Here is a 25,764-nt window from a genome sequence, read left to right as displayed (position 1 = left end):
ACACACTTATGAACGCACGCGGTCTCGACTTCGCGCAGTTGCGCACCTTCATCGCCGTCACGGAGGCGGGCAGCGTCTCGGCGGGCGCCGAGCGCGTGTTCCTCTCCCAGTCGTCGGTGAGCGAGCAGTTGAAGAAGCTGGAGGAGCGCATCGGCCAGCCGCTGTTCGTGCGCGGCAAATACGGCGTCGCGCCCACGCCCGCGGGTGCGAAGCTGCTCGATCACGCGCGCCGCATCGTGGCGATGTGCGACGCCGCGTTCGACGACATGCAGGGACGTTCGCTCGACGGCGAGGTGCGCATCGCCATCACCGATTACTACCGCCCGCAGGATGTCGCCGCGATCATCCGGCGCTTCGCGAGCCAGCATCCGCGTCTGCGTCTGCATGTAACGGTGCTGCCCAGCGCCGTGATCGACGCGAGCGCCGACGACAACACCTTCGACATCGGCCTGTCGCTGCGCATGGTGGAGGGCACGGGAAAGCGCGGCGCGGCGAAGCCCGGCGCGCAGACCTCGGCGGCCACGAGCACGGTGATCCGCCGCGAGAAACTGGTGTGGGTCAGCGCGCGCGAGACGCTGCGCGAGCGCGGCGCGCTGACGCCGCCCTGGCCGCTCGTGCTGCTGCCCGCGACGTGCCAGTTGCAGCGTTACGTGGTGAGGCTGCTCGACGAGGCGCGCATGCCGTATCTGATTTCGCATTCGGCGTCGGGCGTCGCGGGGCTGCAGCTCGCGTTGAAGGCGGGGCTGGGCATTTCCTGCCTGAACGAATCGGCGATCGGCGACGGGCTGATGGCCTGTCCGGCGTCGTTCGGCTTGCCCGCGTTGCCGTTCGCCGAATTTCATCTGCTGCCGGGGCGTCCCGGCGAGAGCGCGCACGTGACGAACGCGCGCGAGGCGCTCGCCGGATTGTTCGGCTAGCGGCCCGCTTGGGTTTATTCGGCTTCCTCGGCTTCCTGCGCCGATTCGCGATGCGGACGACCCGCGCGCCGATCAGGGCTGCGCGCTCACCAGCTCGGCGAAACGCAGCAGATCGACGTTGCCGCCCGAAATGACGATGCCCACGCGCTTGCCCTGCACGTCCACCTTGCGTTGCAGGACCGCCGCCGCCGCGAGGCAGCCCGTCGGCTCGACGTAGATCTTCATGCGGCTGGCGAAGAACTTCATCGTCTCGACGAGTTCCGCGTCGCTGACCGTCACGATCTCGCTCACGCGCTCGCGGATCACCGCGAACGTGTGGTTGCCCAGATGCTGCGTCTGCGCGCCGTCGGCGATGGTCTTGGGCGTCTCGATGTGGACGATCGCGCCGCCTTGCAGACTGCGCTGGCCGTCGTTGCCCGCTTCCGGCTCCACGCCGATCACCTGGCAATCGGGCGCGAGCGCATGCGCCGCCGTCGCGCAACCCGAGAGCAGGCCGCCGCCGCCGAGCGGCGTGAGCAGCACGTCGAAACCGCCCGCTTCCTCGAACAGTTCCTTCGCCGCCGTGCCCTGCCCCGCCATCACGTGCGGATGATCGTAGGGCGGAATCAGCGTGAGGCCGCGCTCGGCGGCGAGACGCTGGCCGAGCGCTTCGCGGTCCTCGGTGTAGCGGTCGTAGAACACGACTTCGCCGCCGTAGCCGCGCGTGGCCGCGACCTTCACGGCGGGCGCGTCGTGCGGCATCACGATCACGGCCTTCACGCCGAGCAGTTGCGCCGAGAGCGCAATGGCCTGCGCGTGATTGCCCGACGAAAACGTGATCACGCCGCCCTGCTTCTGCTCCGGCGTGAACTGCGCGATGGCGTTGTACGCGCCGCGAAACTTGAACGCGCCCATGCGCTGGAAGTTCTCGCACTTGAAGAACAGTTCCGCGCCCGCGAGTTCGTTCGCGGTGCGCGAGGTCATCACGGGCGTGCGGTGCGCGACGCCGCGAACGCGCTCGTGGGCGGCGACGACGTCGTCGAAAGTGATGGGCAGAGTGCTCATGGTCGGTGCTCGCTGGGCAAGTAGGTGTAGACGGTGGAGCGCGCCACGCCGAGCGTGCGCGCCACTTCGGCCAACGCGTGGCGCAGGTTCAGGTGGCCGCTTTCGGCGAGTTCGCGCACGGCGTCGCGGCGCTGCGCGAGCGTCATGCCGATGGGCGTGGTGTTGCGCGCGGCGGCATAGCGTTCGAGTGCGGCGCGCACGCCGTCGCCGGTGCGCGGCGCGAGCGATTCGGGCAGCGGCGCGGCGGCGCCCGTCTGCATCAACTGGCCGAGGCCCGCCGTGACCGCGCCGAGCAGCGAGACGTCCATGTTCAGGCAGACGGCCGCCACGTATTCGCCCGCGCTGTTCTTGAGCCCGATCGACGTGCTCTTGACCGGCCGGCCATCGGGAAAGCGATTCGGATAATTGGCGACGACTTCGGGGAAGCCGGGATCGTTCAGACGCGCGAGCCCCATTTCGGTGGCGGCGTCGCCGACCTGACGGCCCGACAGGTTGTTCGAGATCGCGACGACCGACTGCTCGGGCGAGGTCAGATCGTGCAGCACGACCTCGACAAGCGGCGCGAGCGTCTGCCCGAGCGCCTCGACGATCTTGAGGCCTTCGCGCAGCAGCAGCGCGTTCTCGCGCGCGCTGACGCTCGCGCCGGAGACTTCGGTAGGTGTCTTGATCTTCGCCACGCGTGACATTTTGACGATTTACGACAAAATGTCAATCACTGACAACACACACCGCGCGGCATAAAAAAACTCGCCCGAAGGCGAGTTCGCAGGGACAACGCGAGGCTTCGTCTCAGACAGCGAAGCGCTCGCTGGCGAATTGCGACGACGGCACGCGCGCCGCCACGGCGGCGGCTTGCGCGGCGCTCACCATCGCGGATGGCCCGCACACGTAGAGATCGGGCGACGTGTTCACCGAAACGGACGCCAGCGCCGCCTCCAGCGCCTCGACCGGCGTGCCGTGAAAGCCGCGCCAGGCATCGTCGGCTTCGCGCACGCAGAACTCGACGCGCAACTGCGGAAGCGCCGTCTGCAAGCGCGCGAGTTCGTCGGCCATGAACAGATCGCTGACGCGGTTCACGCCGAAGAACACGCGCGCCTCGTTCATCTCCTGGTATTCGGCCATGCGCCGCAGCATCGACAGCACGGGCGCGAGCCCGGTGCCGCCCGCCACGAACCAGCGCGGCCGCAGGCTGTCGGCGAACAGGCCGAAACCGCCTTGCGGGCCGTGTACGGTCAGCGCATCGCCCACGCGCGCGCGCTCGCGCAGCCAGTCCGAAAAAGCGCCGCCGGGCCGCAGACGGATCAGCAATTCCAGCCGCCCGTCCCAGTTGCTCGTGTTGGCGAGCGAGAACGGACGACGCAGATCGCCTGCGCCTTCGTCATCCGGCAGCGCGAGTTCGACGAACTGGCCCGCTTCGAACTCGGCGGCGCTGCCGTTGAGATCGTCGGCATCGAGTTGCAGTTCGAGGCGGCGCGTGTCCTCGGTGAGCGTGTCCAGCGACACGATGCGCGCGCGCCGCACCGCCACCGGCTGGCGCAGCACTTTCGCGCTGTCGTACGGTGCGACGATGCGCAGATCGCTACGCGGCGTCGTGCGGCACAACAACACCGCGCGCGGATCGCCCGCGGGGAGCGCATCGGCGGCGTGCTCGCCCAGCGTGTAATCGCCCTCGGCGACGCTCGCGTGGCACGCGCCGCAACTGCCGCGCTTGCACTGCGACGGCAGCGTCAACTGCGCCGCCGCGGCCGCCGCCAGCACGTCCTGCTGCGGCGCGCACTCGAAGCTCAAGGCCGCGCCGTCACGCGTGAGAATCTCGATTCGATGGTTCATCGGCTTGCCTGTGCCCGCCTCACGCGGCCTTGCGCGCGAGCGCGGCGGCGAGATCGGCGTGCGCCTCGCCGATCGGCTGGATGCCGAACTGATCGACGAGAATCTGCACCACGCCCGGCGTGAGGAAGGCCGGCAGCGTCGGTCCGAGCCGGATGTTGCGGATGCCGAGCGCGAGCAGCGTCAGCAGCACGGCGGCCGCCTTCTGCTCGAACCACGAAATCACCAGCGACAGCGGCAGATCGTTGACGCCGCACTCGAACGCTTCGGCCAGCGCGAGCGCGATCTGGATCGCCGAATAGCTGTCGTTGCACTGGCCGAGATCGAGCAGACGCGGAATGCCGCCGATGTCGCCGAACGCGTGGCGATTGAAGCGGTACTTGTTGCAGCCGAGCGTCATGACGACGGTGTCGTCGGGCGCGGCCTGCGCGAACTCGGTGTAGTAGTTGCGGCCGGGCGCGGCGCCGTCGCAGCCGCCGATCAGGAAGAAGTGGCGGATCTGACCGGCCTTCACGGCGTCGATCACCTTGTCGGCCACGCCGAGCACGGTATGGCGCGCGAAGCCGATCGTCACGGTTTCCTCGGGCGCGGTCTCGCGGAAGCCCGGCAGCGCGAGCGCGGCCTGCACGAGCGGCGCGAACGCGTGATGCTCCAGATGGCGCACGCCCGCCCAGCCGACCGGGCCGGTCGTGAAGATGCGCTGACGATAGTGCGGCAGCGGCTCGATCAGGCAGTTCGAGGTCATCAGAATCGGGCCGGGGAAATTCGCGAAGTCGGACTGCTGGTCCTGCCACGCGCCACCGTAGTTGCCTGCGAGGTGCGCATACGCCTTGAGCTTCGGATACGCGTGCGCAGGCAGCATCTCGCCGTGCGTGTAGATCTGCACGCCCGCGCCTTCGGTGGCTTGCAGCAACGCTTCGAGATCGCCCAGATCGTGGCCCGAGACGAGGATCGCCTTGCCCGCGACCGGCGTCATGCGCACGGCGGTGGGCTGCTGGTTGCCGAAGCGGCCGGTGTTGGCGGCGTCGAGCAACTCCATCACCTTGAGGTTCAGGCTGCCGAGCGCGAGCGCCTGTTCGAGCAGTTCGCCCGCCGCGACGGGCTCGAGCGCGAGAAAGTCGAGCGCCGACGTCACGCCCGCGTAGACCTCGTCGCTTTCGTAGCCGAGCACGCGCGCATGATGCGCGTAGGCGCACACGCCCTTGAGGCCGTAGAGCACCAGCGCGCGCAGCCCGACGATGTCGGCGCCCACGACATCAAGACCTGCATCGACGCCGACGTCCGCAGCCTGCGCGAGCAGTTGCGGCAGATCGGCGCCCGGCTGCCAGCGCGCGGGACCGGCGGGCGCCTGCGCCGCGACGCCCTGCGCGAGCGCCATCGTTTCATACGCGGCCTTCACGCAGTCGCGATGTTGCGCGGCTTCGCGCAGCATCGCCACGAAGCGGCCGGCGTTGAAGTTCACGTTGGTGAGCGTGGTGAACATCGCGTAGAGGATGAAGCGGTCGGCTTCGCGGTCGGCGCTGCCGAGACCGCGCGCGAGCGCGTTGTACTGGGCGATGCCCTTGACCGCGTGGATCAGCAGATCCTGCAGATCGGCGGTGGTGGCGTCCTTGCCGCAGTTGCCCTTCGCCGACGCGCATCCGGGCGCGCCGTGGGCGCGGTCGGTCTGTTCACATTGGTAGCAAAACACGCTGCTCTCCTTGCTTGTGGGGATGGCTCGCGCCACGCGTCAGACGATCGTCGATCGGCTGACGGAGCACGGCGTTGTCCGAGGGCGGCGACCCGCGCCGCATCAGACGTCTTGTAAGATGCAAAATTGATGCATCTTTTTTATCGTCGCCTGGGCGCGCCAGGTTTGCCGTGATGCAAATCAAAGGAGAGCGTGGCGGCGCAGGACGGCGGCACCATGAAAAAAGCCCGCGACCGGAAAGGTCGCGGGCTTTTCGTCGGATTCGCGCCCGAAGGAATCGAGCGCGAGTCGAGCAGGCTTAGAACGGAATATCGTCGTCCATTTCGTCGAAGCCGCCGCCGGCCGGGGCGTTCGAACGGCCAGCGCCGCCGCCCGAGCCGCCACCGCTCGAACGCGGTGCACCGCCGCCGCCGCCCGAAGCACGGCCACCGCCGCGCGGTGCGCTGTCACGGCTGTAGCCGCCGTCGTCGCCCATGTCGCTGCCCGCCGACGCGCCGCCGCTGCGGCCGCCCAGCATCTGCATCTGATCGGCGACGATTTCCGTCGAATAACGGTCGGTGCCGTCCTGCGCCTGCCACTTGCGGGTGCGGATGCGGCCTTCGATATACACCGACGAGCCCTTCTTCAGGTACTCCGAGACGATCTCGGCCAGACGGCCAAAGAACGCCACGCGGTGCCATTCGGTCATTTCCTTGAACTCGCCGGACGCCTTGTCCTTATAGCGGTCGGTGGTCGCGAGGCGGATGTTCGCCACGGCGTCACCGCTCGGCAGATAGCGCACTTCCGGCTCGGCGCCGAGGTTGCCGACGAGGATCACCTTGTTCACGGATGCCATGTATTTCTCCAGTTGATTCCGATCAGGCGCGCCGAAGCGCGTTCAAACGCACGCTCACGCGCGCTCAGCGCGTTTGGGCGGCGCCTTCATGTTGGCCGCGATTATAAGCCAGCAGAACACGAGGCCTGAGCACGTATAGAAAACGGTGCTTGCGCCGTCGTGTTTGAGCAGCCAGCCGCCTACCACGCCGCCGAGCGCGAGCCCGATCGACTGCGTGGTGTTATAGACGCCCGTGGCCGCGCCCTTGCGGTTGCCCGGCGCGAGCTTCGACACCAGCGAAGGCTGCGACGCTTCCAGAATATTGAAGCCGAGGAAGTACACGAACAGCACGGCGGCCACGATTGCTATGGTATGCGCAAGCGAGCCGAGCAGAAGCTGGCCGATCAGAATAAGCCCAATGGCCGAGACCACCACGGCCTTCATCTTGCCCTTCTTCTCCGCCGCGATGATGGCCGGCACCATCAGCACGAACGACAGGCCCATCACGGGCAGATAAATCATCCAGTGCGAGGCGACCGGCAGACCCGCGTCGACGAGCAGGCGCGGCACCACGAGGAACAGCGCGGTCTGCGTCGCGTGCAGCACCAGCACGCCGAAATTCAGGCGCAGCAGCTCGACGTTGTGCAGGACTTCGGAGAACGGCGCGCGCACGTGCACGGGCTTGGGCGCATCGGGCACGATCCACAGCACCACGCCCACCGCGATGATCGAGAACACGCCGACCAGCGTGAAGAGGCCGCTCATGCCGAGCCAGTGCACCACGATGGGCGCGCCGACGATCGCCACCGCGAACGACAGGCCGATCGAGCCGCCCACCATCGCCATGGCCTTGGTGCGGTTCTGCTCGCTGGTGAGATCGGCGATGAAGGCCAGCACGGCCGACGACACCGCGCCCATGCCCTGGATCACCCGCCCGACGATAATCCACGTCATGTCGTGCGCGCCCGCGGCCACGAAGCTGCCGATCGCGAAGATCACGAGGCCGGCGGCGATCACGGGCTTGCGGCCGATGCGGTCGGAGATCCAGCCGTAGAAAATGTACAGGAGCGACTGCGTCACGCCGTACGCACCGAGCGCGATGCCGACAAGCAGCAGGTTGTCGCCGCCGGGAATGGTTTTCGCGTAGACCGAAAACACCGGCATGATCATGAAGAGGCCCAGCATGCGCAGCGCGAAGATCGCGGCAAGCGACACGGTCGCGCGCAGCTCGGGCGCACTCATGCGTGAAGAGGTAGCGGGTGAGTTGGAGGACATCGGAGCGTATTGTGATTGGCCGCCGCTGCCCGCCGGCGATGCGCGCGCCGCGTGGAACTCAGTGGGCGCTGATTGCGCACTTACCGTGGCCCCGGAGCGCGGAGCCCGGGTCGCCTTGCAAGAGCTGTCGGTTGGCTTGCAGGGTCTTCGCGCGGACGCTTCAAGGTCCTTTCAAAGACCGTTGGCAAGCCGTAACGGCGGTCTGGAAAAGTCGTTATAGTAGCAGGTTTAGCCTCCCTCTCTCCCGCAGGTTCATGGAACAGATCCGTATCCGTGGGGCCCGAACCCACAACCTGAAGAACGTCAATCTGGACCTGCCGCGCCACAAGCTCGTGGTGATCACCGGGCTATCCGGTTCCGGCAAGTCCTCGCTGGCCTTCGACACGCTCTACGCAGAAGGCCAGCGCCGCTACGTGGAGAGCCTGTCGGCGTACGCCCGTCAGTTTCTTCAGTTGATGGAGAAGCCCGACGTCGATCTGATCGAGGGTCTGTCGCCGGCGATTTCGATCGAGCAGAAGGCCACGTCGCACAATCCGCGCTCGACGGTCGGCACGGTCACCGAAATCCACGACTACCTGCGACTTCTTTACGCACGTGTCGGCACGCCGTACTGCCCCGACCACGAGATTCCGCTGGAGGCGCAAAGCGTCTCGCAGATGGTCGACGCCGCGCTCGCGCTGCCCGAGGAGACCCGGCTGATGATCCTCGCGCCCGTGATCGTGGACCGCAAGGGCGAGCACGCCGAACTCTTCGACGACATGCAGGCCCAGGGTTTCGTGCGCTTTCGCGTGCGCTCGGGCGGCGGCACGGCCAACGAGGGCGAGGCGAAGATCTACGAAGTGGAGTCGCTGCCCAAGCTCAAGAAGAGCGAGCGCCACACCATCGACGTGGTGGTGGACCGCCTCAAGGTGCGCCCCGACATGAAGCAGCGCCTCGCGGAGTCGTTCGAAACGGCGCTGCGTCTCGCCGACGGCCGCGCCATCGCGCTCGAAATGGACACGAACAAGGAGCATCTCTACAGCTCGAAGTTCGCCTGCCCGATCTGCTCGTACTCGCTGCCGGAGCTGGAGCCGCGCCTCTTCTCGTTCAACAACCCGATGGGCGCGTGCCCGGAGTGCGACGGCCTCGGCCAGATCACCTTCTTCGACCCGAAGCGCGTGGTCGCGCATCCGTCGCTGTCGCTCGCGGCGGGCGCCGTGAAGGGCTGGGACCGGCGCAACCAGTTCTACTTCCAGATGCTGCAGAGTCTCGCGGCGTACTACGACTTCGACATCGACACCGCCTTCGAGGATCTGCCGGAGAAAGTGCGCAAGATCCTGCTGTACGGCTCGGGCAAGCAGGAAATCCCGTTCTCGTACATCAACGAGCGCGGCCGCACGTCCGTGCGCGAGCACGTGTTCGAAGGCATCATCCCGAACCTCGAGCGCCGCTACCGCGAAACCGATTCGGCCGCGGTGCGCGAGGAACTCGCCAAGTACCAGAACAATCAGGCCTGCCCGCACTGCGAAGGCACGCGTCTGCGCCGCGAAGCGCGCTTCGTGCGCATCGGCGCGGGCGAGGACGCGCGCGCCATCTATGAAGTGAGCGGCTGGCCGCTGCGCGACACGCTCGGCTACTTCCAGACGCTGCGCCTCGAAGGCGCGAAAGGCGAGATCGCCGACAAGGTGGTCAAGGAAATCGTCGCGCGGCTGATGTTCCTGAATAACGTCGGGCTCGATTACCTCTCGCTCGAACGCAGCGCCGAAACGCTCTCGGGCGGCGAAGCGCAGCGCATCCGCCTCGCCTCGCAGATCGGCTCGGGCCTCACGGGCGTGATGTACGTGCTCGACGAACCGTCGATCGGCCTGCACCAGCGCGACAACGACCGCCTCATTTCCACGCTCAAGCATCTGCGCGATCTCGGCAATTCGGTGATCGTCGTGGAGCACGACGAGGACATGATCCGCATGGCCGATTACGTCGTCGACATGGGACCGGGCGCGGGCGTGCACGGCGGCATGGTGATCGCCGAAGGCACGCCCAAACAGGTGGAGCGCGATCCGGCCTCGATGACGGGCCAGTATCTCTCGGGCGCGCGCCGCATCGACTATCCGGACGAGCGCCAGGATCCCGACGAGCGCCGCCTGCGCATCGTCGAGGCCTACGGCAACAACCTCAAGCACGTGACGCTCGATCTGCCGGTCGGCCTGCTGACCTGCGTGACGGGCGTGTCCGGCTCGGGCAAGTCCACGCTCATCAACGACACGCTGTATCACGCGGTGTCGCAGCATCTGTACGGTTCGTCGGCCGAGCCGGCGCCGTTCGAGGCGATCGAAGGGCTCGAACATTTCGACAAGGTCATCAACGTCGATCAATCGCCGATCGGCCGCACGCCGCGTTCGAATCCGGCCACCTACACGGGCCTCTTCACGCCCATCCGCGAACTGTTCGCGGGCGTGCCGGCGGCCAAGGAGCGCGGCTACGAGTCGGGCCGCTTCTCGTTCAACGTGAAGGGTGGGCGCTGCGAAAGCTGCCAGGGCGACGGCGTGCTGAAGGTGGAAATGCACTTCCTGCCCGACGTCTACGTGCCCTGCGACGTCTGTCACGGCAAGCGCTATAACCGCGAAACGCTCGAAATCCAATACAAGGGCCGGAACATCAGCGAAGTGCTCGACATGACGGTGGAAACCGCCTACGAGTTCTTCAAGGCGGTGCCGGTCGTGGCGCGCAAGCTCAAGACGCTGCTGGACGTGGGTCTGGGCTACATCCGCCTCGGCCAGTCGGCCACCACGCTCTCGGGCGGCGAGGCGCAGCGCGTGAAGCTTTCGCTGGAACTTTCCAAGCGGGATACGGGCCGGACGCTGTATATACTCGACGAGCCGACCACCGGCCTGCACTTCCACGACATCGCCCTGCTGCTCGAAGTGATCCACCGGCTTCGCGATCAGGGCAATACCGTGGTGATCATCGAGCATAATCTCGATGTGATCAAAACCGCCGACTGGGTCGTCGACATGGGTCCGGAAGGCGGCGCGGGCGGCGGCATGATCGTGGCGCAGGGGACGCCCGAGCAGGTCGCGAAGTCGAAGGCGAGCTTCACGGGCCGCTATCTCGCGCCGCTGCTCAAGCGCGGAGCCAGCAAGGCGGTCGCGCTCGACGAGGCATCGGGACAATAAGCGTTCACCCGCAGCGATCACAGACGCGCGAGCACCAAAAAGCGGCCGCCCACGAGCGGCCGATAACAAGCACCAGTAAGCAGTCACGATTGCTGCGGTAACAACGGGTTGGGAGCGCGTGCGCTCCCGAGGTCTGGAGACGGAAAAGAACCAACATGGGCAAGCGCAACGAAGCGACCGACGCGACCGGCTCGTCCGGCGAGAAGCAGCAGCAGGTGCGCGATCTGCGCCCTCGGCCGGTCAGGCTCACGAGCGACATGAGTCTGCCGAAACTCTCGGCCGTGGAGATCGGCAGCTATGTGGCCGCGCTTCTCGGCATGTTCGCGGTGCTGCATCTGAATCTGCTCGGGGCGCTGCTGGCCGGCATGCTCGTCTATCAGCTCGTCCATACGATTTCGCCGCTCATCGAGCGCCGCATGTCGAGCAGCCGCGCGCGCTGGCTGTCGGTCGTGCTGGTGTCCATCGTGATCGTGGGCGTGCTCACGGGGCTCACGGTTGGCGTGATCGAACAGTTCGAAAACGACGTGCCGAGCGTGCAGAAAGTCATGGCGCAGATGATGACTTTCGTCGACCAGGCGCGCAGCCGCATTCCCGAATCCATCGCGGCCTATCTGCCCGTGGACGTCGCGCAGATGAAGCTCAAGGCGCTCGCGCTGATGCACGAGCACGCCACGCAGCTCGGCCAGGGCGGCAAGAACGCGGCGCGCATTCTGGGGCATATCGTGATCGGCATGATCATCGGCGCGATCATTGCGATCGGCGCGCAGAAGAACGCCACGCGGCTGCCGCTTTCGACGGCGTTCGTCGCGCGCGTCTCGCGTTTCGCCGACGCGTTCCGCCGCATCGTGTTCGCGCAGGTGAAGATTTCGGCCATCAACACGGTGTTCACGGGCCTGTTCCTGCTGCTCGTGCTGCCGGTTTTCCATGCGCCGCTGCCGCTCGCGAAGATGCTCGTGGTGGTGACGTTCGTGGTGGGCCTGCTGCCGGTGATCGGCAATCTGATTTCGAACACGCTGATCGTGGCCATCGCGCTCACGGTGAGCCTGCCCGCGGCGGTCACGGCGCTCGTGTTCCTGATCGTGATCCACAAGCTCGAATACTTCCTGAACGCGCGCATCGTGGGCGGCCAGATCGAGGCGCGCACGTGGGAACTGCTCGTGGCGATGCTCGTGATGGAAGCCGCGTTCGGCATTCAGGGCGTGATCGCCGCGCCGATTTTCTACGCGTATATCAAGCGCGAGCTGATTTATCTGCGGCTGGTTTGAGGCGCGGGGTTTGAGGCGCGGGCTTACCGCGCAGCATAAAAAATGGCCCCTTCCGGGGCCATTTTCACATCATCGCCGAAGCGATCGCACGCTCAAAACGCGCTTAACGGAACACCACCGTCTTATGCCCGTTCAGCAGAATGCGGTGCTCCACATGCCACTTCACCGCGCGCGCGAGCGTCACGCATTCGACGTCGCGGCCGATCGCCGTGAGTTGCTCCGGCGTCATGTTGTGGTCCACGCGCTCGACTTCCTGCTCGATGATCGGGCCTTCGTCGAGATCGGACGTCACATAGTGCGCCGTCGCGCCGATCAGCTTCACGCCGCGGTCGAACGCCTGGTAGTACGGCTTCGCGCCCTTGAAGCTCGGCAGGAACGAATGGTGGATGTTGATCGCGCGGCCCTTGAGCGCCTCGCACAGCTCCGGCGAAAGGATCTGCATGTAGCGCGCGAGCACCACGAGATCCGCGCCTTCGCGGTTCACCACTTCGAGCACGCGCGCTTCCTGCGCGGCCTTGTCGGCTGCCGTGCCGCCGAGCAGCGGGAAGTGATGGAACGGAATGTTGTAGCTCGCCGCCAGCTGGTAGAAGTCCTTGTGGTTCGAGATGATCGCGGGGATCTCGATCGGCAGCTGGCCGGTGCGATAGCGGAACAGCAGGTCGTTCAGGCAGTGACCGATCTTCGACACCATCAGCACGACGCGCGGCTTCACGTTCGCGTCATGCAGCTCCCAGCGCATGCCGAACTCGTCCGCCAGCGGCGCGAACGCGTCGCGCAGGCCGTCGAGGCCAGGGTCGCCGCCCACCTGCTGGAAATGCACGCGCATGAAGAACTCGCCCGTGTGGCTGTCGCCGAACTGGGCCGAGTCGAGAATGTTGCTGCCGCGCTCGAACAGAAAACCCGACACGGCATGCACGATGCCCGGACGGTCGGCGCAGGACAGTTTGAGAATAAAGCTGTGATCGGTCGACATGACCTTGGTGACTCCCATCGATTCCTGGTGTTTCAAAAGGGCTTCAGTTGCTGAAAAAACCCACGCCCTTTCACAGCGTCGGTGGCTCGAAGATCGCGGCGATACCCTCGCACGCGTCCTCGTCAATCCATTGGCGGCGCAGCAGCAGATCGAGCGTCGCGAGACTCGCGTCCACCGTCATCTGACCTTCCTCGATCCAGCGCGCGGTTTCGTCGATGCGCGCAAGACGATGCTCGCCGACCTCGCCGTCCTGATTGTGCGGCACGAAATCTTCGGGCAGCGCGAGATCGTAGACGAAGATCTGCTCGGCCTGGGTGCCTTCGGGCAGCGACTGCAACACGTGCACGGTGCGCCCCGGCGTGGCGCACGCGGCCAGTTCGGCGGCGATGCCCGCCTCTTCCCAGCACTCTTTCTGCAGCGTGGCCTCGACGCCGAGACCCCAGCCGATGCCGCCCGCGACCACGTTGTCGAGCATGCCCGGATCGGTCGCCTTGGTGTCGCTGCGGCGCGCGATCCAGAGCTGCGGCGCCGCGGAACCCGCATATTCTACGACGCCGTTCAGATGCACCGCGTACGTCATCGTGCCGAAGAAGCGCGAGGCCGCGCGCTCGATGTAGGCGAGCGGCGGCGCGTCGAAGGCGTTGCGGATCGCGTAGGTTTCGTCGCGCCAGCCCGGAATGCGGCCTTCGGCGGCGAGTGCGCCGATCACCGCGCCCAGCGCCGCGCTGCGCGCCGTCACGCTGTCGAATTCGGCGGCGAGCGTCACGCGCGCGGTGTCGGCGTCGCCGTCGATCTCGAAGACGTCGGGCCAGCGCGCGAGCAGCGCGACATCGGCCGCGCGAATCCAGCCCACGCGCTCGTCGCCGAAATGAAACGGCAGATGCGCGTTCACATCGAAGCGGCGCGCGTCGGTAATGCAGGGCAAGGTCATCTCGGGGGCTCCGGGCGTCGGTGTCGATATGAAGCGGTGTGCGTCAATCGCGCAGCGCGATGCGCATGCCGATGGCGATGAAGGTCAGGCCGGCCAGGCGGTCGAGCCACACGCCCGCGCGCGGCCGACGCTTGAGCCAGCTGCCGAGCGCCCCCGCGCACACGCCGAACACCGAGAACACGACCACGGTCTGCGCCATGAACAGCACGCCGAGTTCGAGCATCTGCAGCGTCACGCTCTGCGCGCCGTGCACGTCGACGAACTGCGGCAGGAACACCACGAAGAACAGCGTGACCTTCGGGTTCATGATGTTGCCGATCACGCTCTGGCGGAAGATCGTCGCGAGCGGCTGGCGCGGACGGTCGCCCGCCGCCGCCAGTCCCTGGCTGCGCAGCGCCTTGATGCCGATCCAGATCAGATACGCGGCGCCCGCGAGCTTGAGGATCTGGAACGCGAGCGGCGACGAACGCAACAGCGCGGCAATGCCGAGCGCGGCGAGCGTCGTGTGGAACGTCACGCCCGCCGCGAAGCCGAGCGCGGACACGAAGCCGGCCATGCGCCCCTGCGAGATGCCGCGCGCGAGCACTTGCAGGTTGTCGGGGCCGGGCGCGAAGGTGATCGCGATCGAGGTCGCGAGGAATAGCGCGAAGTTGGGCATGAGCGTGTCGGCGAGGTTGTCGGCGGTCTTGAGCGGTCAGTGGCCGCCGAAGGACGTCACGGTGAAAAGCGGCAGGCCCGATTCGGTCAGCAGCTTCGAGCCGCCGAGGTCCGGCAGATCGATGATCGCCGCGCCCTCCACCACCGTCGCGCCGAGGCGCTCGAGCAGCATCTTGCCCGCGAGCATGGTGCCGCCCGTGGCGATCAGATCGTCGACGATCACCACGCGGTCGCCCGGCTTGCAGGCGTCTTCGTGCACTTCGACGGTCGACTCGCCGTATTCGAGCTTGTAGGTTTGCGACACGGTCTTGTACGGCAGCTTGCCGATCTTGCGCACCGGAATGAAGCCCACATTCAGTTCATACGCGACGATCGGGCCGATGATGAAGCCGCGCGCGTCGAGGCCCGCCACGTAGTCGAGCTTCGCGTCCACGTAACGCTCCACGAACAGGTCGATCAGCACGCGCAGGCCCTTCGGATGGCCGATCAGCGGCGTGATATCGCGGAATTGCACTCCCGGCTGAGGCCAGTCGGGCACCGTGCGGATCAGACTGTTGACGAACTGCGCGGCTTCGGTGCTCGCGTTCGAGTTCGCAGGTGCGTTGGACATGATTTCTCCGGGCAGTAGCAAGAATAAAGAGCAGGTAATGCGGATAAACAAGCGGATAAACAATTAAAACGGGGCGCGACCCCGTGCGACGTCTCCGCGATCGGCGAGGCCGCGCGGTGCGACTCGCCGACTGGCGGCGAAGTTTCGCGGTTTTCGTGTCGAGCCCAGATGAGCCCAGACGAGCCCGGACGAGCCGAATCAGGCCGCCGCCGCGCCCGCGCCGGCGGCGCCCGGCTTGCGGTGCCGCGAGAGCCGTTCCTCGGCCTGGGCCAACTGCTCGGGCAGACCGCGCAGCACGACGATGTCGGCTTCGCGCAGCTTCGTCGAGGGATCGGGCTCCACGCCGCGAATGCCGTGTCGGCGGATCGCGGTCACTTCCACGCCGAGGTCGAACAGGCCCAGATCGGCGAGCGTGCGGCCCACGGCATCGGCGCGCGCGTCGACCGGTACGGATTGTAGCCGCACCTGCTCGTGACCGTCCTCGCCCGCGTCGTCGGTGCCGTGGAAGTAGCCGCGCAGCAGGCTGTAGCGCGCGTCGCGCAGTTCCTCCACGCGGCGCACGACGCGCCGCATCGGCACGCCCATCAGCACCAGCATGTGCGAGGCCAGCATCAGGCTGCCTTCGACGATCTCCGGAATCACCTCGGTCGCGCCCGCCGCGAGCAGGCGTTCGAGATCGGCGTCGTCGACCGTGCGCACGATGGTGGGCAGCGTTGGCTCCAGTTCGTGGATGTGATGCAGCACGCGAAACGCCGACTGCGTGTTCGCATAGGTCACGGCCACCGCCGCCGCGCGATGGATGCCCGCCGCGACCAGCGACTCGCGCCGCGCCGCATCGCCGAACACCACCGACTCGCCCGCCGCCGCCGCGGCCGCCACGCGGTCCGGATCGAGGTCGAGCGCGACGTACGAAAGGCCTTCGTTTTCCAGCATGCGCGCCAGATTCTGCCCGGCGCGGCCGTAACCGCAGATGATCACGTGACCGCTCTGCTTGAGGCTTTGCGTGGCGATGCGGGTCATCATCAGCGACTGCTGCATCCATTCCGTCGACGACAGCCGCAGCACGATGCGATCGGCGTTCTGGATCAGGAACGGCGCGGCGAGCATCGACAGCAGCATCGCCGCGAGGATCGCCTGGAGCAGCGTGGGATCGACGAGATGCTTGTCCAGAATGAGGTTGAGCAGCACGAAGCCGAATTCGCCCGCCTGCGCGAGACCGAGGCCCGTGCGCATCGCCACGCCCGGCGACGCGCCGAACAGACGCGTGAGCGCCGTGATCATCACCGCCTTGAGCACGAGCGGCGCGATCAGGAACGCGCCCACCATCAACGGATGCTGGATGATCACGTGCGGGTTCAGCAGCATGCCCGTGGTGATGAAGAAGAGGCCGAGCAGCACGTCGCGAAACGGCTTGATGTCCTCTTCCACCTGATGTTTGTACGGCGTTTCGGCGATCAGCATGCCCGCGATGAACGCGCCAAGCGCGAGCGAGAGGCCGAATTTGTCGGTGACGAACGCCGCGCCCAGCGTGACGAGCAGCACGTTCAGCACGAACAGCTCCTGCGAACGCCGCCGTGCCACCACGTTGAACCAGCGCGTCATGAACTTCTGGCCGACGAACAGCAGAATGCCGAGCGCCAGCACGATCTTGATCGCCGCCATGCCGAGCGACTCGATCAGCGACTTCGACGAGCCGCCGAACGCCGCGATCACGATCAGCAGCGGCACCACGGCCAGATCCTGGAACAGCAGCACGCCGAGAATGTTGCGGCCATGCTCCGACTCGATCTCCAGCCGCTCCGCCAGCATCTTGCTGACGATGGCCGTCGACGACATGGCGAGCGCGCCGCCCAGCGCCACGCAGGCCTGCCACGTGATGTGCACCCACGGATCGAGCGCGAGCCCGACCAGCAGCGCGACCACGATCGTGCCGAGCACCTGCGAGAGCCCGAGCCCGAACACGGCGCGCCGCATCGCGCGCAGCTTGGTCAGCGAAAACTCCAGCCCGATCGAGAACATCAGGAACACGACGCCGAATTCGGCCAGATTCTGCGCGCCCTCCGTGTTCGGCACGATGCCGAACGCGCGCGGGCCGACCAGAATGCCGACCGAGAGGTAGCCGAGCATCGGCGGCAGGTTCAGGTAACGGAACAGCACGACGCCGACCACCGAGGCGAGCAGCAGGAACAACGTCATTTCCAGCGGTGAAATCATCGTGCGAAGCGTCCTCGTTCTGAAGTCATTCTCGGGCGTGGCCGGCGATGCAAATTTTCGCCCGCGCCGGTCGGGTCCATGATCGGCGCAAACGATGCGAATTGGGAAGTGCTGCGAGGGACGGCCGGGAGAAGCCGTGGCGGCAGGCGCGTGGTCTGCGCGCGCCCGGCGCGCGGGCCGTCGCGCGCTGGGGTGCAGGCGCGGCGCGCATACGCCTTTGCTATACTCCCCGGATGATAGCGAAAATCAATGGCGACCGGGCGCTGAAGCTCGCTCGCGACGTGCTCGACATCGAAGCTGACGCCGTGCGCGGGCTTCGCGACCGGCTCGACGACAACTTCGTCGGCGCGGTCGATCTCATCCTCTCCTGCCGCGGCCGCGTGGTCGTTTCCGGCATCGGCAAATCGGGCCATATTGCGCGCAAGCTCGCGGCCACGCTGGCCTCCACGGGCACGCCGGCCTTCTTCGTGCATCCCGCCGAAGCGAGCCACGGCGACCTCGGCATGGTCACCGCCGACGACGTCTTCATCGGTCTGTCGAATTCCGGCGAATCCGAGGAACTCGTGGCGATCCTGCCGCTCGTGAAGCGCATCGGCGCCAAGCTGATCGGCATCACCGGCAATCGTCCGAAGTCCACGCTCGGCCAGCTCTCGGACGTCCATCTGGACGCCGGCGTCGAAAAGGAAGCCTGTCCGCTGAACCTCGCGCCCACCGCCAGCACCACGGCGGCGCTCGCGCTCTCCGACGCACTCGCGGTCGCCGTGCTCGACGCACGCGGCTTCGGCGCCGACGACTTCGCGCGCTCGCACCCGGGCGGCGCGCTCGGCCGCCGCCTGCTGACCTACGTGCGCGACGTGATGCGCACCGGCGACGAAGTGCCGACGGTGCCCGACACGGCCACGGTCCGCGACGCGCTGTTCCAGCTCACCGCCAAGCGCATGGGCATGACGGCGATCGTCGACCCGCAGAACCGCGTGAGCGGCATCTTCACCGACGGCGATCTGCGCCGCGTGCTAGAACGTGTGGGCGACTTCCGCGATCTGCCGATCACCCAGGTCATGACGAAGGGCCCGCGCACCATCGGCCCCGACCAGCTGGCCGTGGAAGCCGTGGAACTGATGGAGCGCCATCGCATCAATCAGATGCTGGTGGTCGGCGCCGAAGGCGAGCTCATCGGCGCACTCAATATGCACGACCTTTTCTCCAAGAAGGTGATCTGATGGCGGTACCCGAACTCGATGCGACTGCGCGTGCCGCGCGCGTGCGTCTGATGATTTTCGACGTCGACGGTGTGCTCACCGACGGCGGCCTGCTCTTTACCGGCGCGGGCGACACCATGAAGGGCTTCAACTCGCTCGACGGCCACGGCGCCAAGCTGCTGCGCGAAGCCGGCATCGACACGGCCATCATCACCGGGCGCAAGTCCGAGATCGTCGCCGTGCGCGCGAAGGAACTGCGCATTACGCATCTGTATCAGGGCGTGGAAGACAAGCGCGTCGCGTTCAAGCAACTGCTCGCCGAAACCGGCCTCGCGCCCGAGCAGTGCGGCTACATGGGCGACGACTGGCCCGATCTCGCGGTCATGCTGCAGGTGGGCTTCTGCGCCGCGCCGGCCAACGCGCACACCGACGTGCTCGCGCGCGCCCACTGGGTCACCGACAAGACCGGCGGCCACGGCGCCGTGCGTGAAGTCACCGACCTGATCCTGCGCGCGCAAGGCCATTACGACGCCCTGCTCGCGGCCGCCTGCTCGGCGCACTCCGAAGCGGGCACGGAGCCGCGATGAACCAGAAGTTCCGGCTCACGTCGCTGATCCCGATCGTCTGCGTGGCGTTTCTCGCAGGCTTCACCTGGTGGCTTTTCCAGGCGGTCAAGCCGCACGAGAACGAGGCCGCGCCGCGTCCGCTCACGCACACGCCGGATTACTTCGCCGACCAGCTTTCGGTGTCCGAGCTCGACCAGTCGGGCGCGACGCAGTATCGCCTCACGGCCACGCACATGGTTCATTACGAGGACAACGCCTACAGCGACCTCACGATGCCGGCGGTGCGCGCGTTCCAGCCCGGCAAGCCGGTGGTCACGGCCACGGGCCTGCGCGGCACGGTCAACGGCGACGCCTCGATCGTCGATCTGTACGACGAGGCGCGCATTCTCCGCGCGGCGGGCGTCGGCGATCCCGAGATGCAGGCGGATTCCGAACATTTCCGCGTGCTCGTGAACGACGATGTGATCCTGACCGAAAAGCCGGTTAAACTTCGTCGCGGCCTGTCGGTCATGACGGCCACCAACGGCATGAACTACAACAATGTCACCCGGGTCATCCAGCTCTTCGGCAACGTCCGTGGCGCGATCGCCCCGGCTGACTCCGGCGGCGCGTCCTGATCCCCGGGCCGTCCACGCAAGGCACGATTGCATGAACGATTCGCTTCCCCCTTCCTTGTCCGGCAGCCTGCGCAGCGCGCGCTGGCGCCGTGCCGCGCTCGCGGCGCTGACCGCGCTGGCCGCGGCGCTGCCGTTCGCCGGTTTCGCCCCCGCCGCCCATGCCGAGCGCGCCGACAAGGACAAGCCGCTCAACATCGAAGCGGACAACATGACGTATGACGACCTCAAGCAGCAGACCATCTTCACGGGTCACGTGGTCGCCACCAAGGGCACGATCCTGATCAAGTCCGACAAGCTCGTCGTCACCCAGGATCCGCAGGGCTATCAGTACGCCACCGGCACGGTCGCGCCGGGCACGCCCGACGCCAACCTCGCGTACTTCCGCCAGAAGCGCGAAGGCATCGACGAATACGTCGAAGGCACGGCGGAGCGTATCGACTACGACGGCAAGCAGGACCTGACCACGCTCACCACGCGCGCGACGGTGCGCCGTCTGCAAGGTCTGTCCACGGTGATGGATCAGGTCCACGGCAGCGTCATCACGTACGACGGCCAGAACGACTTCTACACGGCGAAGTCGGGTTCCGACGTCGCGGGCCCGGGCAATCCGAAAGGCCGCGTGCGCGCCATGCTGGCGCCGCGCAACGGCGGCGCGCAGCCGCTCACCGGCGCCTCGGCCACGCTCGCGCCGGCCACGAAGATTCAGGGAGCGCCGCAACAGTGAACGCCGCCACCACCGACTCCCCCATCCATCAGCGTCCGTCCGCGGGCAAGACGAGCTCGCTCGTCGTGCGCAACCTCAAGAAGCGCTACGGCTCGCGCACGGTCGTGAAAGACGTGTCGCTCGACGTGAAGAGCGGCGAAGTGGTCGGTCTGCTCGGTCCGAACGGCGCGGGCAAGACCACGTCGTTCTACATGATCGTCGGCCTCGTGCCGCTCGACGCGGGCGAAATCGACCTCGACGGCCAGTCCATCAGTCTGCTGCCGATCCACAAGCGCGCGGCGCTGGGCCTCTCGTATTTGCCGCAGGAAGCCTCGGTGTTCCGCAAGCTCACCGTCGAGGAGAACATCCGCGCGGTGCTGGAGCTGCAACACGACGAGAACGGCAAGCGTCTGAGCAAGGACGTGATCACGCAGCGCGCCGAAGCGCTGCTCGACGAACTCCAGATCGCGCACCTGCGCGAGAATCCGGCGCTGTCGCTGTCGGGCGGCGAACGCCGCCGCGTGGAAATCGCGCGCGCGCTGGCGACCGATCCGAGCTTCATTCTGCTCGACGAACCGTTCGCGGGCGTCGACCCGATCGCCGTGCTCGAAATCCAGAAGATCGTAAAGTTCCTGAAGCAGCGCAACATCGGCGTGCTGATCACGGACCACAACGTGCGCGAGACGCTCGGCATCTGCGACCACGCGTACATCATCAGCGACGGCACCGTGCTCGCCTCCGGCGCGCCCGGTGACATCATCGAAAACGAAAGCGTTCGCCGCGTCTACCTCGGCGAACACTTCCGCATGTAATCTCCGCGCCCGCGCGCCGCACGCGCGCGGGGGCAGCGCCGCCGCGCTTCGTTCGCGCTCGATTCACGCAGCGTCCGCGCGGCGCGCCTGCCGGAACGCCCGCACGCCGCTGCGGGCAAACGCCGCGCCGGCGCCTGCTTTCCCCTGAGTTTTTCCCGAGTTTTCCTGGATTTTCCGTCCGGACTTTCCGTGATGTTCCGTTGTGCTTGCCCGCGCAATCGCGAGCGACGCGCGCCCCGAGGCCGGGTGCGCGATGCACGCCGCACGCGTGCGCGAACCGCTGTTTGCGCACTAAATTCCGCCCGCGAGATGCCGTTGCACCAGTGCAGGGCACGCGCGTTTTCGCGGATGTCGTGTGGTATCGCGAGCGTGGCAAACTCTTTACAATGAATCGCACACCGCCATGAAAGCCAGCCTCCAACTCCGCCTCTCGCAGCATCTTGCGCTGACTCCGCAACTGCAACAGTCCATCCGGCTGCTGCAGCTGTCAACGCTCGAACTGCAGCAGGAAGTCGCCACCGCGATCTCGCAGAATCCGCTGCTCGAGAACGACGACGACTGGATCGCGAGCCCCTTGCGCGTGGCCGCCGACGGGTCGCTCATCGCCCAGCCGCCGGCTTCTTCCAACGCGGAACCGATGCAGGGCGCGAGCAACGGCTCGTCCTCCTCGTCGAGCGACAGCGATAGCAGCGACGGCGAACCGCGCGGCGTCGACGAATACGAAGGACTCGGCGGCGACGCCAACGGCGACTCAAGCCAATGGAACCTCGACGACTACGGCCGCTCGGGCAGCGCCTCCGACGACGACGACCTGCCGCCGCTGCAAATCCACGAATCCACCACCACGCTGCGCGACCATCTGATGGCGCAGCTGCGTGAAACGAACGCGAGCCCGCGCGACCGCGCGCTCATCACGTTCCTGATCGAATCGCTCGACGAAGACGGCTACCTGTCCGCCACGGGCGAGGAAATTCTTGCCGATATTCCCGAAGAACTCGAAGTCGACGCCGACGAACTCAACGCGGCGCTGGCACTGCTGCACAGCTTCGATCCCGCCGGCGTGGGCGCACGTTCCGCTTCGGAGTGTCTGAAGCTGCAATTGCTGCGCGTCACATCGTCGCCGGTGCGCACGCTTGCACTCGAGATCGTGTCGAATCATCTGGAACTGCTGGCCGCGCGCGACTTCACGCGCTTGCGCAAGCAACTGAAGACCGGCGACGACGAGCTGCGCGATGCCCATGCGCTGATCCGTTCGCTAGAGCCGTTCCCGGGTGCGGCGTACGGCAAGGCCGAAGCCGACTATGTGGTGCCGGACATCATCGTGAAGAAGGCGGGCCAGAACTGGCACGCCGAACTCAATCCGGACGTGGTGCCGAAGCTGCGCATCAACCACCTGTACGCGAATATTCTGCGCAATAACCGCGGCGATCCGGGCAGCGGCTCGCTGCGTCAACAGCTGCAGGAAGCGCGCTGGCTCATCAAGAATATCCAGCAGCGCTTCGAGACCATCCTGCGCGTGGCGCAGGCGATCGTCGAACGCCAGAAGAACTTTTTCGTGCACGGCGAAATCGCCATGCGCCCCTTGGTTTTGAGGGAGATTGCTGATACGCTGGGCCTACACGAATCAACTGTCTCGCGTGTGACAACCGGTAAATACATGCTGACTCCGTTCGGGACACTTGAATTTAAGTACTTCTTCGGATCGCATGTATCGACGGATACGGGGGGCGCCGCATCGTCCACCGCCATCCGCGCGCTCATCAAGCAACTCATAGGAGCCGAGAACACCAAATCCCCTCTTTCGGACAGCCGCATAGCCGAACTGCTGGCGGAACAGGGCTTCGTCGTCGCGCGACGCACCGTCGCGAAATATCGCGAAGCACTGAAGATTCCGGCGGTCAATCTGCGCAAGTCTCTTTAGGCTCATTCCGGCTTTTACGGAGTGGGCGTTTTCCGGCCGCAACGCCAGTTGGCGGACAGGGCCGGCCGAGCTAGCCCGTCGTAGCAGGCCTTTCGGGGAGCCGCACACAGGCAGTCAGTCGACCGGCACAGCCGCGCTTCACGCGTCACGCGGCCATCAGCCTGGAGAAGCACTATGAATCTGAAGATCAGTGGACACCATCTCGAAGTAACGCCAGCGTTGCGAGAATACGTGATCACCAAACTGGACAGGGTGCTAAGACATTTCGATCAGGTCATCGATGGCAATGTGGTCCTCTCGGTCGACAACCACAAGGAAAAGGACAAGAGACAGAAGGTTGAAGTGAACCTTCATCTGAAAGGCAAGGACATCTTCGTTGAGAGCTGCAATGGCGACATGTATGCCGCCATCGATCTCGTGGTCGACAAGCTCGATCGCCAGGTCGTGCGACACAAGGATCGCGTGCAAGGCCATGCTCACGAGGCGCTCAAGCATCAGCCCGCGGCGCCCATCGAGATTCCTCCGCAGTGACGCGCCTGGCGCGCGTGGGGTTTGAGAATTTGCGACGTTGATTCGACACTGATTCACTTCCCCCGGCCTTCGCGGCCAGCGCGCCGGAAGTCAATGCAGCACACGAACAAAGCCGCCCCACCCGGGCGGCTTTTTTCATGGAGTCGTCATGAGCACTGCGCAAGACGTGTCCGGCATCGAACGGTGTTCCCGGGTGCAACCACGCAACAATGGTTGCAATCATGCCCGGTGCATCGCACCATCGGCCACTATGCTTGCTCTATAATGGTCCAGTCACTTTCGGGGTAACACGTCCCACGGTCCCGGCATCAGGCTGTTTTTACCGATTCAGCCATGCGCGAACTCCGCGCCGACTGCCGGGGTGAGGAGCATTCAGGCCACGTTTTCGCCTGCCAACATGAATCGTTTAGCCAAAATTCTTCCCATCGAGAACGTCGTCGTCGGCCTGTCCGTTACTAGCAAGAAACGCGTCTTCGAACAAGCTGGGCTGATTTTCGAAAACCAGAACGGCATTGCGCGCAGCACGGTGACCGACAATCTGTTCGCGCGCGAACGCCTCGGCTCCACCGGTCTCGGTGAAGGCGTGGCCATTCCGCACGGCCGCATCAAAGGCCTGAAGCAGCCGCTCGCCGCTTTCGTGCGCCTGGCGGAGCCCATTGCGTTCGAAGCGCCCGACGGCCAGCCCGTTTCGCTACTCATCTTCCTGCTCGTGCCCGAACAGGCCACGCAGCAGCATCTTGAAATCCTCTCCGAGATCGCCCAACTGTTGTCGGATCGCGAAACGCGCGAGCGGCTGCACACGGAAGAAGATCGCGAGACGTTGCATCGCCTGCTCACCCAGTGGCAACCTTGAAGCGGCAGGGCGCGCCCTGCGCCGCCCGTTGAGGCGGCGAGCGTGCGCCACGGCGCGAATCTCGTGCAGGCAGCGAGCCAACAGTTTTAGAGCGCGCGGTTAGAGCGACCAGTTAAGCGAGTCTTCGCGGAGTCAGCGACTCATGGACACTTCCAGCATCAACGCCCAAAGCATCTTCGACGACAACGCCACCACGCTGAAACTCAGCTGGCTGACGGGGCACGAAGGCTGGGAACGCGGCTTTTCGGCCGAGACGGTGGCCACGGCCACGGCGAGCGCCGACCTCGTCGGCCACCTGAACCTGATCCACCCGAACCGCATCCAGGTGCTCGGCGACGCCGAAATCCACTACTACCAGCGCCAGACCGACGAAGACCGCTCGCGCCACATGGCCGAGCTGATCGCACTCGAACCGCCGTTTCTCGTCGTCGCCGACGGCATGACCGCGCCGCCCGAACTGGTGCTGCGCTGCACGCGCTCCTCCACGCCGCTGTTTACCACGCCGATGTCGGCGGCCACCGTCATCGACAGCCTGCGCCTCTACATGTCGCGCATCCTCGCGCCGCGCGCGACGCTGCACGGCGTGTTCCTCGACATTCTCGGCATGGGCGTGCTGCTCACCGGCGACTCGGGTCTCGGCAAGAGCGAACTGGGCCTGGAGCTGATCAGCCGCGGTCATGGCCTCGTGGCCGACGACGCCGTCGATTTCGTGCGCCTCGGCCCCGATTTCGTCGAAGGCCGCTGCCCGCCGCTGCTGCAAAACCTGCTCGAAGTGCGCGGCCTGGGCCTGCTCGACATCAAGACGATCTTCGGCGAAACGGCCGTGCGCCGGAAGATGAAGCTCAAGCTGATCGTCCAGCTCGTGCGACGCCCGGACGGCGAATTCCAGCGCCTGCCGCTGGAAAGCCAAACGGTCGACGTGCTCGGCCTGCCGATCAGCAAGGTGACGATTCAGGTGGCCGCGGGCCGCAACCTCGCCGTGCTGGTGGAGGCCGCCGTGCGCAACACGATCCTGCAACTGCGCGGCATCGACACGCTGCGCGACTTCATGGATCGCCAGCGTCTCGCCATGCAGGATCCGGACAGCCAGTTTCCCGGCAAGCTGATCTGATCCCGCCGGTCTGATCCTGCTTTGACGCGCGTTGCGGCACGCTGCCGCAATGCGCCCGCCGTCTTCGTCTCTCCTCGTC

General features: G+C 66.2%; 23 protein-coding genes. 12 read left to right on the top strand and 11 right to left on the bottom strand.

Going from position 1 to position 25,764, the window contains the following annotated elements; translation table 11 throughout:
• Positions 1-8: 8 nt before the first annotated feature.
• Complete coding sequence (locus G5S35_RS01630) at positions 9-917, top strand: LysR family transcriptional regulator (RefSeq protein WP_065063071.1); 909 nt, start codon at positions 9-11, stop codon at positions 915-917.
• A 72-nt stretch (positions 918-989) separates the two neighbouring features.
• On the opposite strand, the gene G5S35_RS01625 is transcribed toward G5S35_RS01630, so the two are convergent.
• The 6 genes from G5S35_RS01625 to G5S35_RS01600 all read right to left on the bottom strand — a co-directional run bounded on the left by G5S35_RS01625 (position 990) and on the right by G5S35_RS01600 (position 7,567).
• Positions 990-1,961 carry a threo-3-hydroxy-L-aspartate ammonia-lyase gene (locus G5S35_RS01625; protein WP_074981499.1) on the bottom strand — a complete coding sequence of 324 codons (972 nt, stop codon included), beginning with the start codon at positions 1,959-1,961 and terminating at the stop codon, positions 990-992.
• On the bottom strand, positions 1,958-2,638 hold the full coding sequence (locus tag G5S35_RS01620; RefSeq protein WP_237181313.1) for a helix-turn-helix transcriptional regulator: 681 nt from the start codon (positions 2,636-2,638) through the stop codon (positions 1,958-1,960). Before G5S35_RS01620 ends, G5S35_RS01625 begins: the two co-directional genes overlap by 4 nt.
• A 112-nt stretch (positions 2,639-2,750) precedes the next feature.
• Entirely contained in the window at positions 2,751-3,791 is a 1,041-nt protein-coding gene (locus G5S35_RS01615) for a 2Fe-2S iron-sulfur cluster binding domain-containing protein (RefSeq protein ID WP_183038505.1), read from the bottom strand.
• Positions 3,792-3,810: 19 nt separating this feature from the next.
• Positions 3,811-5,478, bottom strand: coding sequence for a hydroxylamine reductase (hcp, locus tag G5S35_RS01610; protein WP_183038504.1), 1,668 nt, complete (start codon positions 5,476-5,478; stop codon positions 3,811-3,813).
• A gap of 298 nt (positions 5,479-5,776) precedes the next feature.
• The gene (locus G5S35_RS01605; protein WP_065063061.1) at positions 5,777-6,313 is read right to left on the bottom strand and encodes a single-stranded DNA-binding protein; all 537 of its coding nucleotides are present in this window, start codon (positions 6,311-6,313) and stop codon (positions 5,777-5,779) included.
• A gap of 54 nt (positions 6,314-6,367) precedes the next feature.
• On the bottom strand, positions 6,368-7,567 hold the full coding sequence (locus G5S35_RS01600) for an MFS transporter (protein ID WP_373681566.1): 1,200 nt from the start codon (positions 7,565-7,567) through the stop codon (positions 6,368-6,370).
• 254 nt (positions 7,568-7,821) lie between these two features.
• On the opposite strand from G5S35_RS01600, the gene uvrA reads away from it, so the two are divergent.
• Both uvrA and G5S35_RS01590 read left to right on the top strand, forming a co-directional pair.
• Positions 7,822-10,722 carry an excinuclease ABC subunit UvrA gene (gene uvrA / locus G5S35_RS01595; protein ID WP_065062232.1) on the top strand — a complete coding sequence of 967 codons (2,901 nt, stop codon included), beginning with the start codon at positions 7,822-7,824 and terminating at the stop codon, positions 10,720-10,722.
• Between the two features lie 155 nt (positions 10,723-10,877).
• Complete coding sequence (locus G5S35_RS01590) at positions 10,878-11,987, top strand: AI-2E family transporter (RefSeq protein ID WP_065062230.1); 1,110 nt, start codon at positions 10,878-10,880, stop codon at positions 11,985-11,987.
• Between the two features lie 103 nt (positions 11,988-12,090).
• Here the strand turns inward: G5S35_RS01590 and purU are convergent, their stop codons facing one another.
• The 5 genes from purU to G5S35_RS01565 form a co-directional block, all read right to left on the bottom strand.
• Entirely contained in the window at positions 12,091-12,960 is an 870-nt protein-coding gene (gene purU, locus G5S35_RS01585; RefSeq protein WP_065062228.1) for a formyltetrahydrofolate deformylase, read from the bottom strand.
• Between the two features lie 70 nt (positions 12,961-13,030).
• On the bottom strand, positions 13,031-13,891 hold the full coding sequence (locus tag G5S35_RS01580; RefSeq protein WP_065062226.1) for an NUDIX hydrolase: 861 nt from the start codon (positions 13,889-13,891) through the stop codon (positions 13,031-13,033).
• A 43-nt stretch (positions 13,892-13,934) separates the two neighbouring features.
• Positions 13,935-14,549, bottom strand: coding sequence for a LysE family translocator (locus G5S35_RS01575; protein ID WP_065062224.1), 615 nt, complete (start codon positions 14,547-14,549; stop codon positions 13,935-13,937).
• A gap of 36 nt (positions 14,550-14,585) precedes the next feature.
• Positions 14,586-15,158 carry an adenine phosphoribosyltransferase gene (locus G5S35_RS01570; RefSeq protein WP_110325389.1) on the bottom strand — a complete coding sequence of 191 codons (573 nt, stop codon included), beginning with the start codon at positions 15,156-15,158 and terminating at the stop codon, positions 14,586-14,588.
• 198 nt (positions 15,159-15,356) lie between these two features.
• Positions 15,357-17,372, bottom strand: coding sequence for a monovalent cation:proton antiporter family protein (locus G5S35_RS01565; protein ID WP_110325387.1), 2,016 nt, complete (start codon positions 17,370-17,372; stop codon positions 15,357-15,359).
• Between the two features lie 233 nt (positions 17,373-17,605).
• On the opposite strand from G5S35_RS01565, the gene kdsD reads away from it, so the two are divergent.
• The 9 genes from kdsD (at position 17,606) to hprK (ending at position 25,685) form a co-directional block, all read left to right on the top strand.
• Entirely contained in the window at positions 17,606-18,592 is a 987-nt protein-coding gene (kdsD, locus tag G5S35_RS01560; RefSeq protein WP_065062218.1) for an arabinose 5-phosphate isomerase KdsD, read from the top strand.
• Positions 18,592-19,158: a KdsC family phosphatase gene (locus G5S35_RS01555; RefSeq protein ID WP_074981487.1), complete on the top strand. Its 567-nt coding sequence runs from the start codon at positions 18,592-18,594 to the stop codon at positions 19,156-19,158. The genes kdsD and G5S35_RS01555 overlap by 1 nt, the downstream gene beginning before the upstream one ends.
• On the top strand, positions 19,155-19,754 hold the full coding sequence (gene lptC, locus G5S35_RS01550; protein WP_065062214.1) for an LPS export ABC transporter periplasmic protein LptC: 600 nt from the start codon (positions 19,155-19,157) through the stop codon (positions 19,752-19,754). The genes G5S35_RS01555 and lptC overlap by 4 nt, the downstream gene beginning before the upstream one ends.
• Before the next feature lie 31 nt (positions 19,755-19,785).
• Entirely contained in the window at positions 19,786-20,478 is a 693-nt protein-coding gene (gene lptA, locus G5S35_RS01545) for a lipopolysaccharide transport periplasmic protein LptA (RefSeq protein ID WP_074981486.1), read from the top strand.
• Between the two features lie 23 nt (positions 20,479-20,501).
• Positions 20,502-21,269: an LPS export ABC transporter ATP-binding protein gene (lptB, locus tag G5S35_RS01540; RefSeq protein WP_110325612.1), complete on the top strand. Its 768-nt coding sequence runs from the start codon at positions 20,502-20,504 to the stop codon at positions 21,267-21,269.
• Positions 21,270-21,672: 403 nt separating this feature from the next.
• Positions 21,673-23,190, top strand: a complete 1,518-nt coding sequence (locus G5S35_RS01535) for an RNA polymerase factor sigma-54 (RefSeq protein ID WP_065062208.1) — start codon at positions 21,673-21,675, stop codon at positions 23,188-23,190.
• Positions 23,191-23,364: 174 nt separating this feature from the next.
• Positions 23,365-23,721: a ribosome hibernation-promoting factor, HPF/YfiA family gene (gene hpf / locus G5S35_RS01530; RefSeq protein ID WP_065062206.1), complete on the top strand. Its 357-nt coding sequence runs from the start codon at positions 23,365-23,367 to the stop codon at positions 23,719-23,721.
• Positions 23,722-24,118: 397 nt separating this feature from the next.
• Positions 24,119-24,574: a PTS IIA-like nitrogen regulatory protein PtsN gene (gene ptsN / locus G5S35_RS01525; protein WP_027815677.1), complete on the top strand. Its 456-nt coding sequence runs from the start codon at positions 24,119-24,121 to the stop codon at positions 24,572-24,574.
• Positions 24,575-24,716: 142 nt separating this feature from the next.
• A complete protein-coding gene (gene hprK, locus G5S35_RS01520) occupies positions 24,717-25,685 on the top strand; it encodes an HPr(Ser) kinase/phosphatase (RefSeq protein WP_027795920.1) in 969 nt (322 codons plus the stop codon).
• Positions 25,686-25,764: the final 79 nt, after the last annotated feature.

Origin of the sequence: Paraburkholderia tropica, assembly GCF_014171495.1 — a bacterium.
Taxonomy (GTDB): domain Bacteria; phylum Pseudomonadota; class Gammaproteobacteria; order Burkholderiales; family Burkholderiaceae; genus Paraburkholderia; species Paraburkholderia tropica.
This window is presented reverse-complemented; position numbering and strand designations above follow the sequence as displayed.

Bases quoted from the DNA above. Each gene is read 5' to 3' on its own strand.
- G5S35_RS01565 (WP_110325387.1), bottom strand. From the start codon at position 17,372: ATGATTTCACCGCTGGAAATGACGTTGTTCCTGCTGCTCGCCTCGGTG.
- G5S35_RS01605 (WP_065063061.1), bottom strand. From the start codon at position 6,313: ATGGCATCCGTGAACAAGGTGATCCTCGTCGGCAACCTCGGCGCCGAG.
- G5S35_RS01580 (WP_065062226.1), bottom strand. From the start codon at position 13,891: ATGACCTTGCCCTGCATTACCGACGCGCGCCGCTTCGATGTGAACGCG.
- G5S35_RS01625 (WP_074981499.1), bottom strand. From the start codon at position 1,961: ATGAGCACTCTGCCCATCACTTTCGACGACGTCGTCGCCGCCCACGAG.
- lptA (WP_074981486.1), top strand. From the start codon at position 19,786: ATGAACGATTCGCTTCCCCCTTCCTTGTCCGGCAGCCTGCGCAGCGCG.
- uvrA (WP_065062232.1), top strand. From the start codon at position 7,822: ATGGAACAGATCCGTATCCGTGGGGCCCGAACCCACAACCTGAAGAAC.
- G5S35_RS01590 (WP_065062230.1), top strand. From the start codon at position 10,878: ATGGGCAAGCGCAACGAAGCGACCGACGCGACCGGCTCGTCCGGCGAG.
- G5S35_RS01600 (WP_373681566.1), bottom strand. From the start codon at position 7,567: ATGTCCTCCAACTCACCCGCTACCTCTTCACGCATGAGTGCGCCCGAG.
- G5S35_RS01615 (WP_183038505.1), bottom strand. From the start codon at position 3,791: ATGAACCATCGAATCGAGATTCTCACGCGTGACGGCGCGGCCTTGAGC.
- ptsN (WP_027815677.1), top strand. From the start codon at position 24,119: ATGAATCGTTTAGCCAAAATTCTTCCCATCGAGAACGTCGTCGTCGGC.
- G5S35_RS01575 (WP_065062224.1), bottom strand. From the start codon at position 14,549: ATGCCCAACTTCGCGCTATTCCTCGCGACCTCGATCGCGATCACCTTC.
- purU (WP_065062228.1), bottom strand. From the start codon at position 12,960: ATGTCGACCGATCACAGCTTTATTCTCAAACTGTCCTGCGCCGACCGT.
- kdsD (WP_065062218.1), top strand. From the start codon at position 17,606: ATGATAGCGAAAATCAATGGCGACCGGGCGCTGAAGCTCGCTCGCGAC.
- lptC (WP_065062214.1), top strand. From the start codon at position 19,155: ATGAACCAGAAGTTCCGGCTCACGTCGCTGATCCCGATCGTCTGCGTG.
- G5S35_RS01570 (WP_110325389.1), bottom strand. From the start codon at position 15,158: ATGTCCAACGCACCTGCGAACTCGAACGCGAGCACCGAAGCCGCGCAG.
- hpf (WP_065062206.1), top strand. From the start codon at position 23,365: ATGAATCTGAAGATCAGTGGACACCATCTCGAAGTAACGCCAGCGTTG.
- hprK (WP_027795920.1), top strand. From the start codon at position 24,717: ATGGACACTTCCAGCATCAACGCCCAAAGCATCTTCGACGACAACGCC.
- G5S35_RS01630 (WP_065063071.1), top strand. From the start codon at position 9: ATGAACGCACGCGGTCTCGACTTCGCGCAGTTGCGCACCTTCATCGCC.
- G5S35_RS01535 (WP_065062208.1), top strand. From the start codon at position 21,673: ATGAAAGCCAGCCTCCAACTCCGCCTCTCGCAGCATCTTGCGCTGACT.
- G5S35_RS01555 (WP_074981487.1), top strand. From the start codon at position 18,592: ATGGCGGTACCCGAACTCGATGCGACTGCGCGTGCCGCGCGCGTGCGT.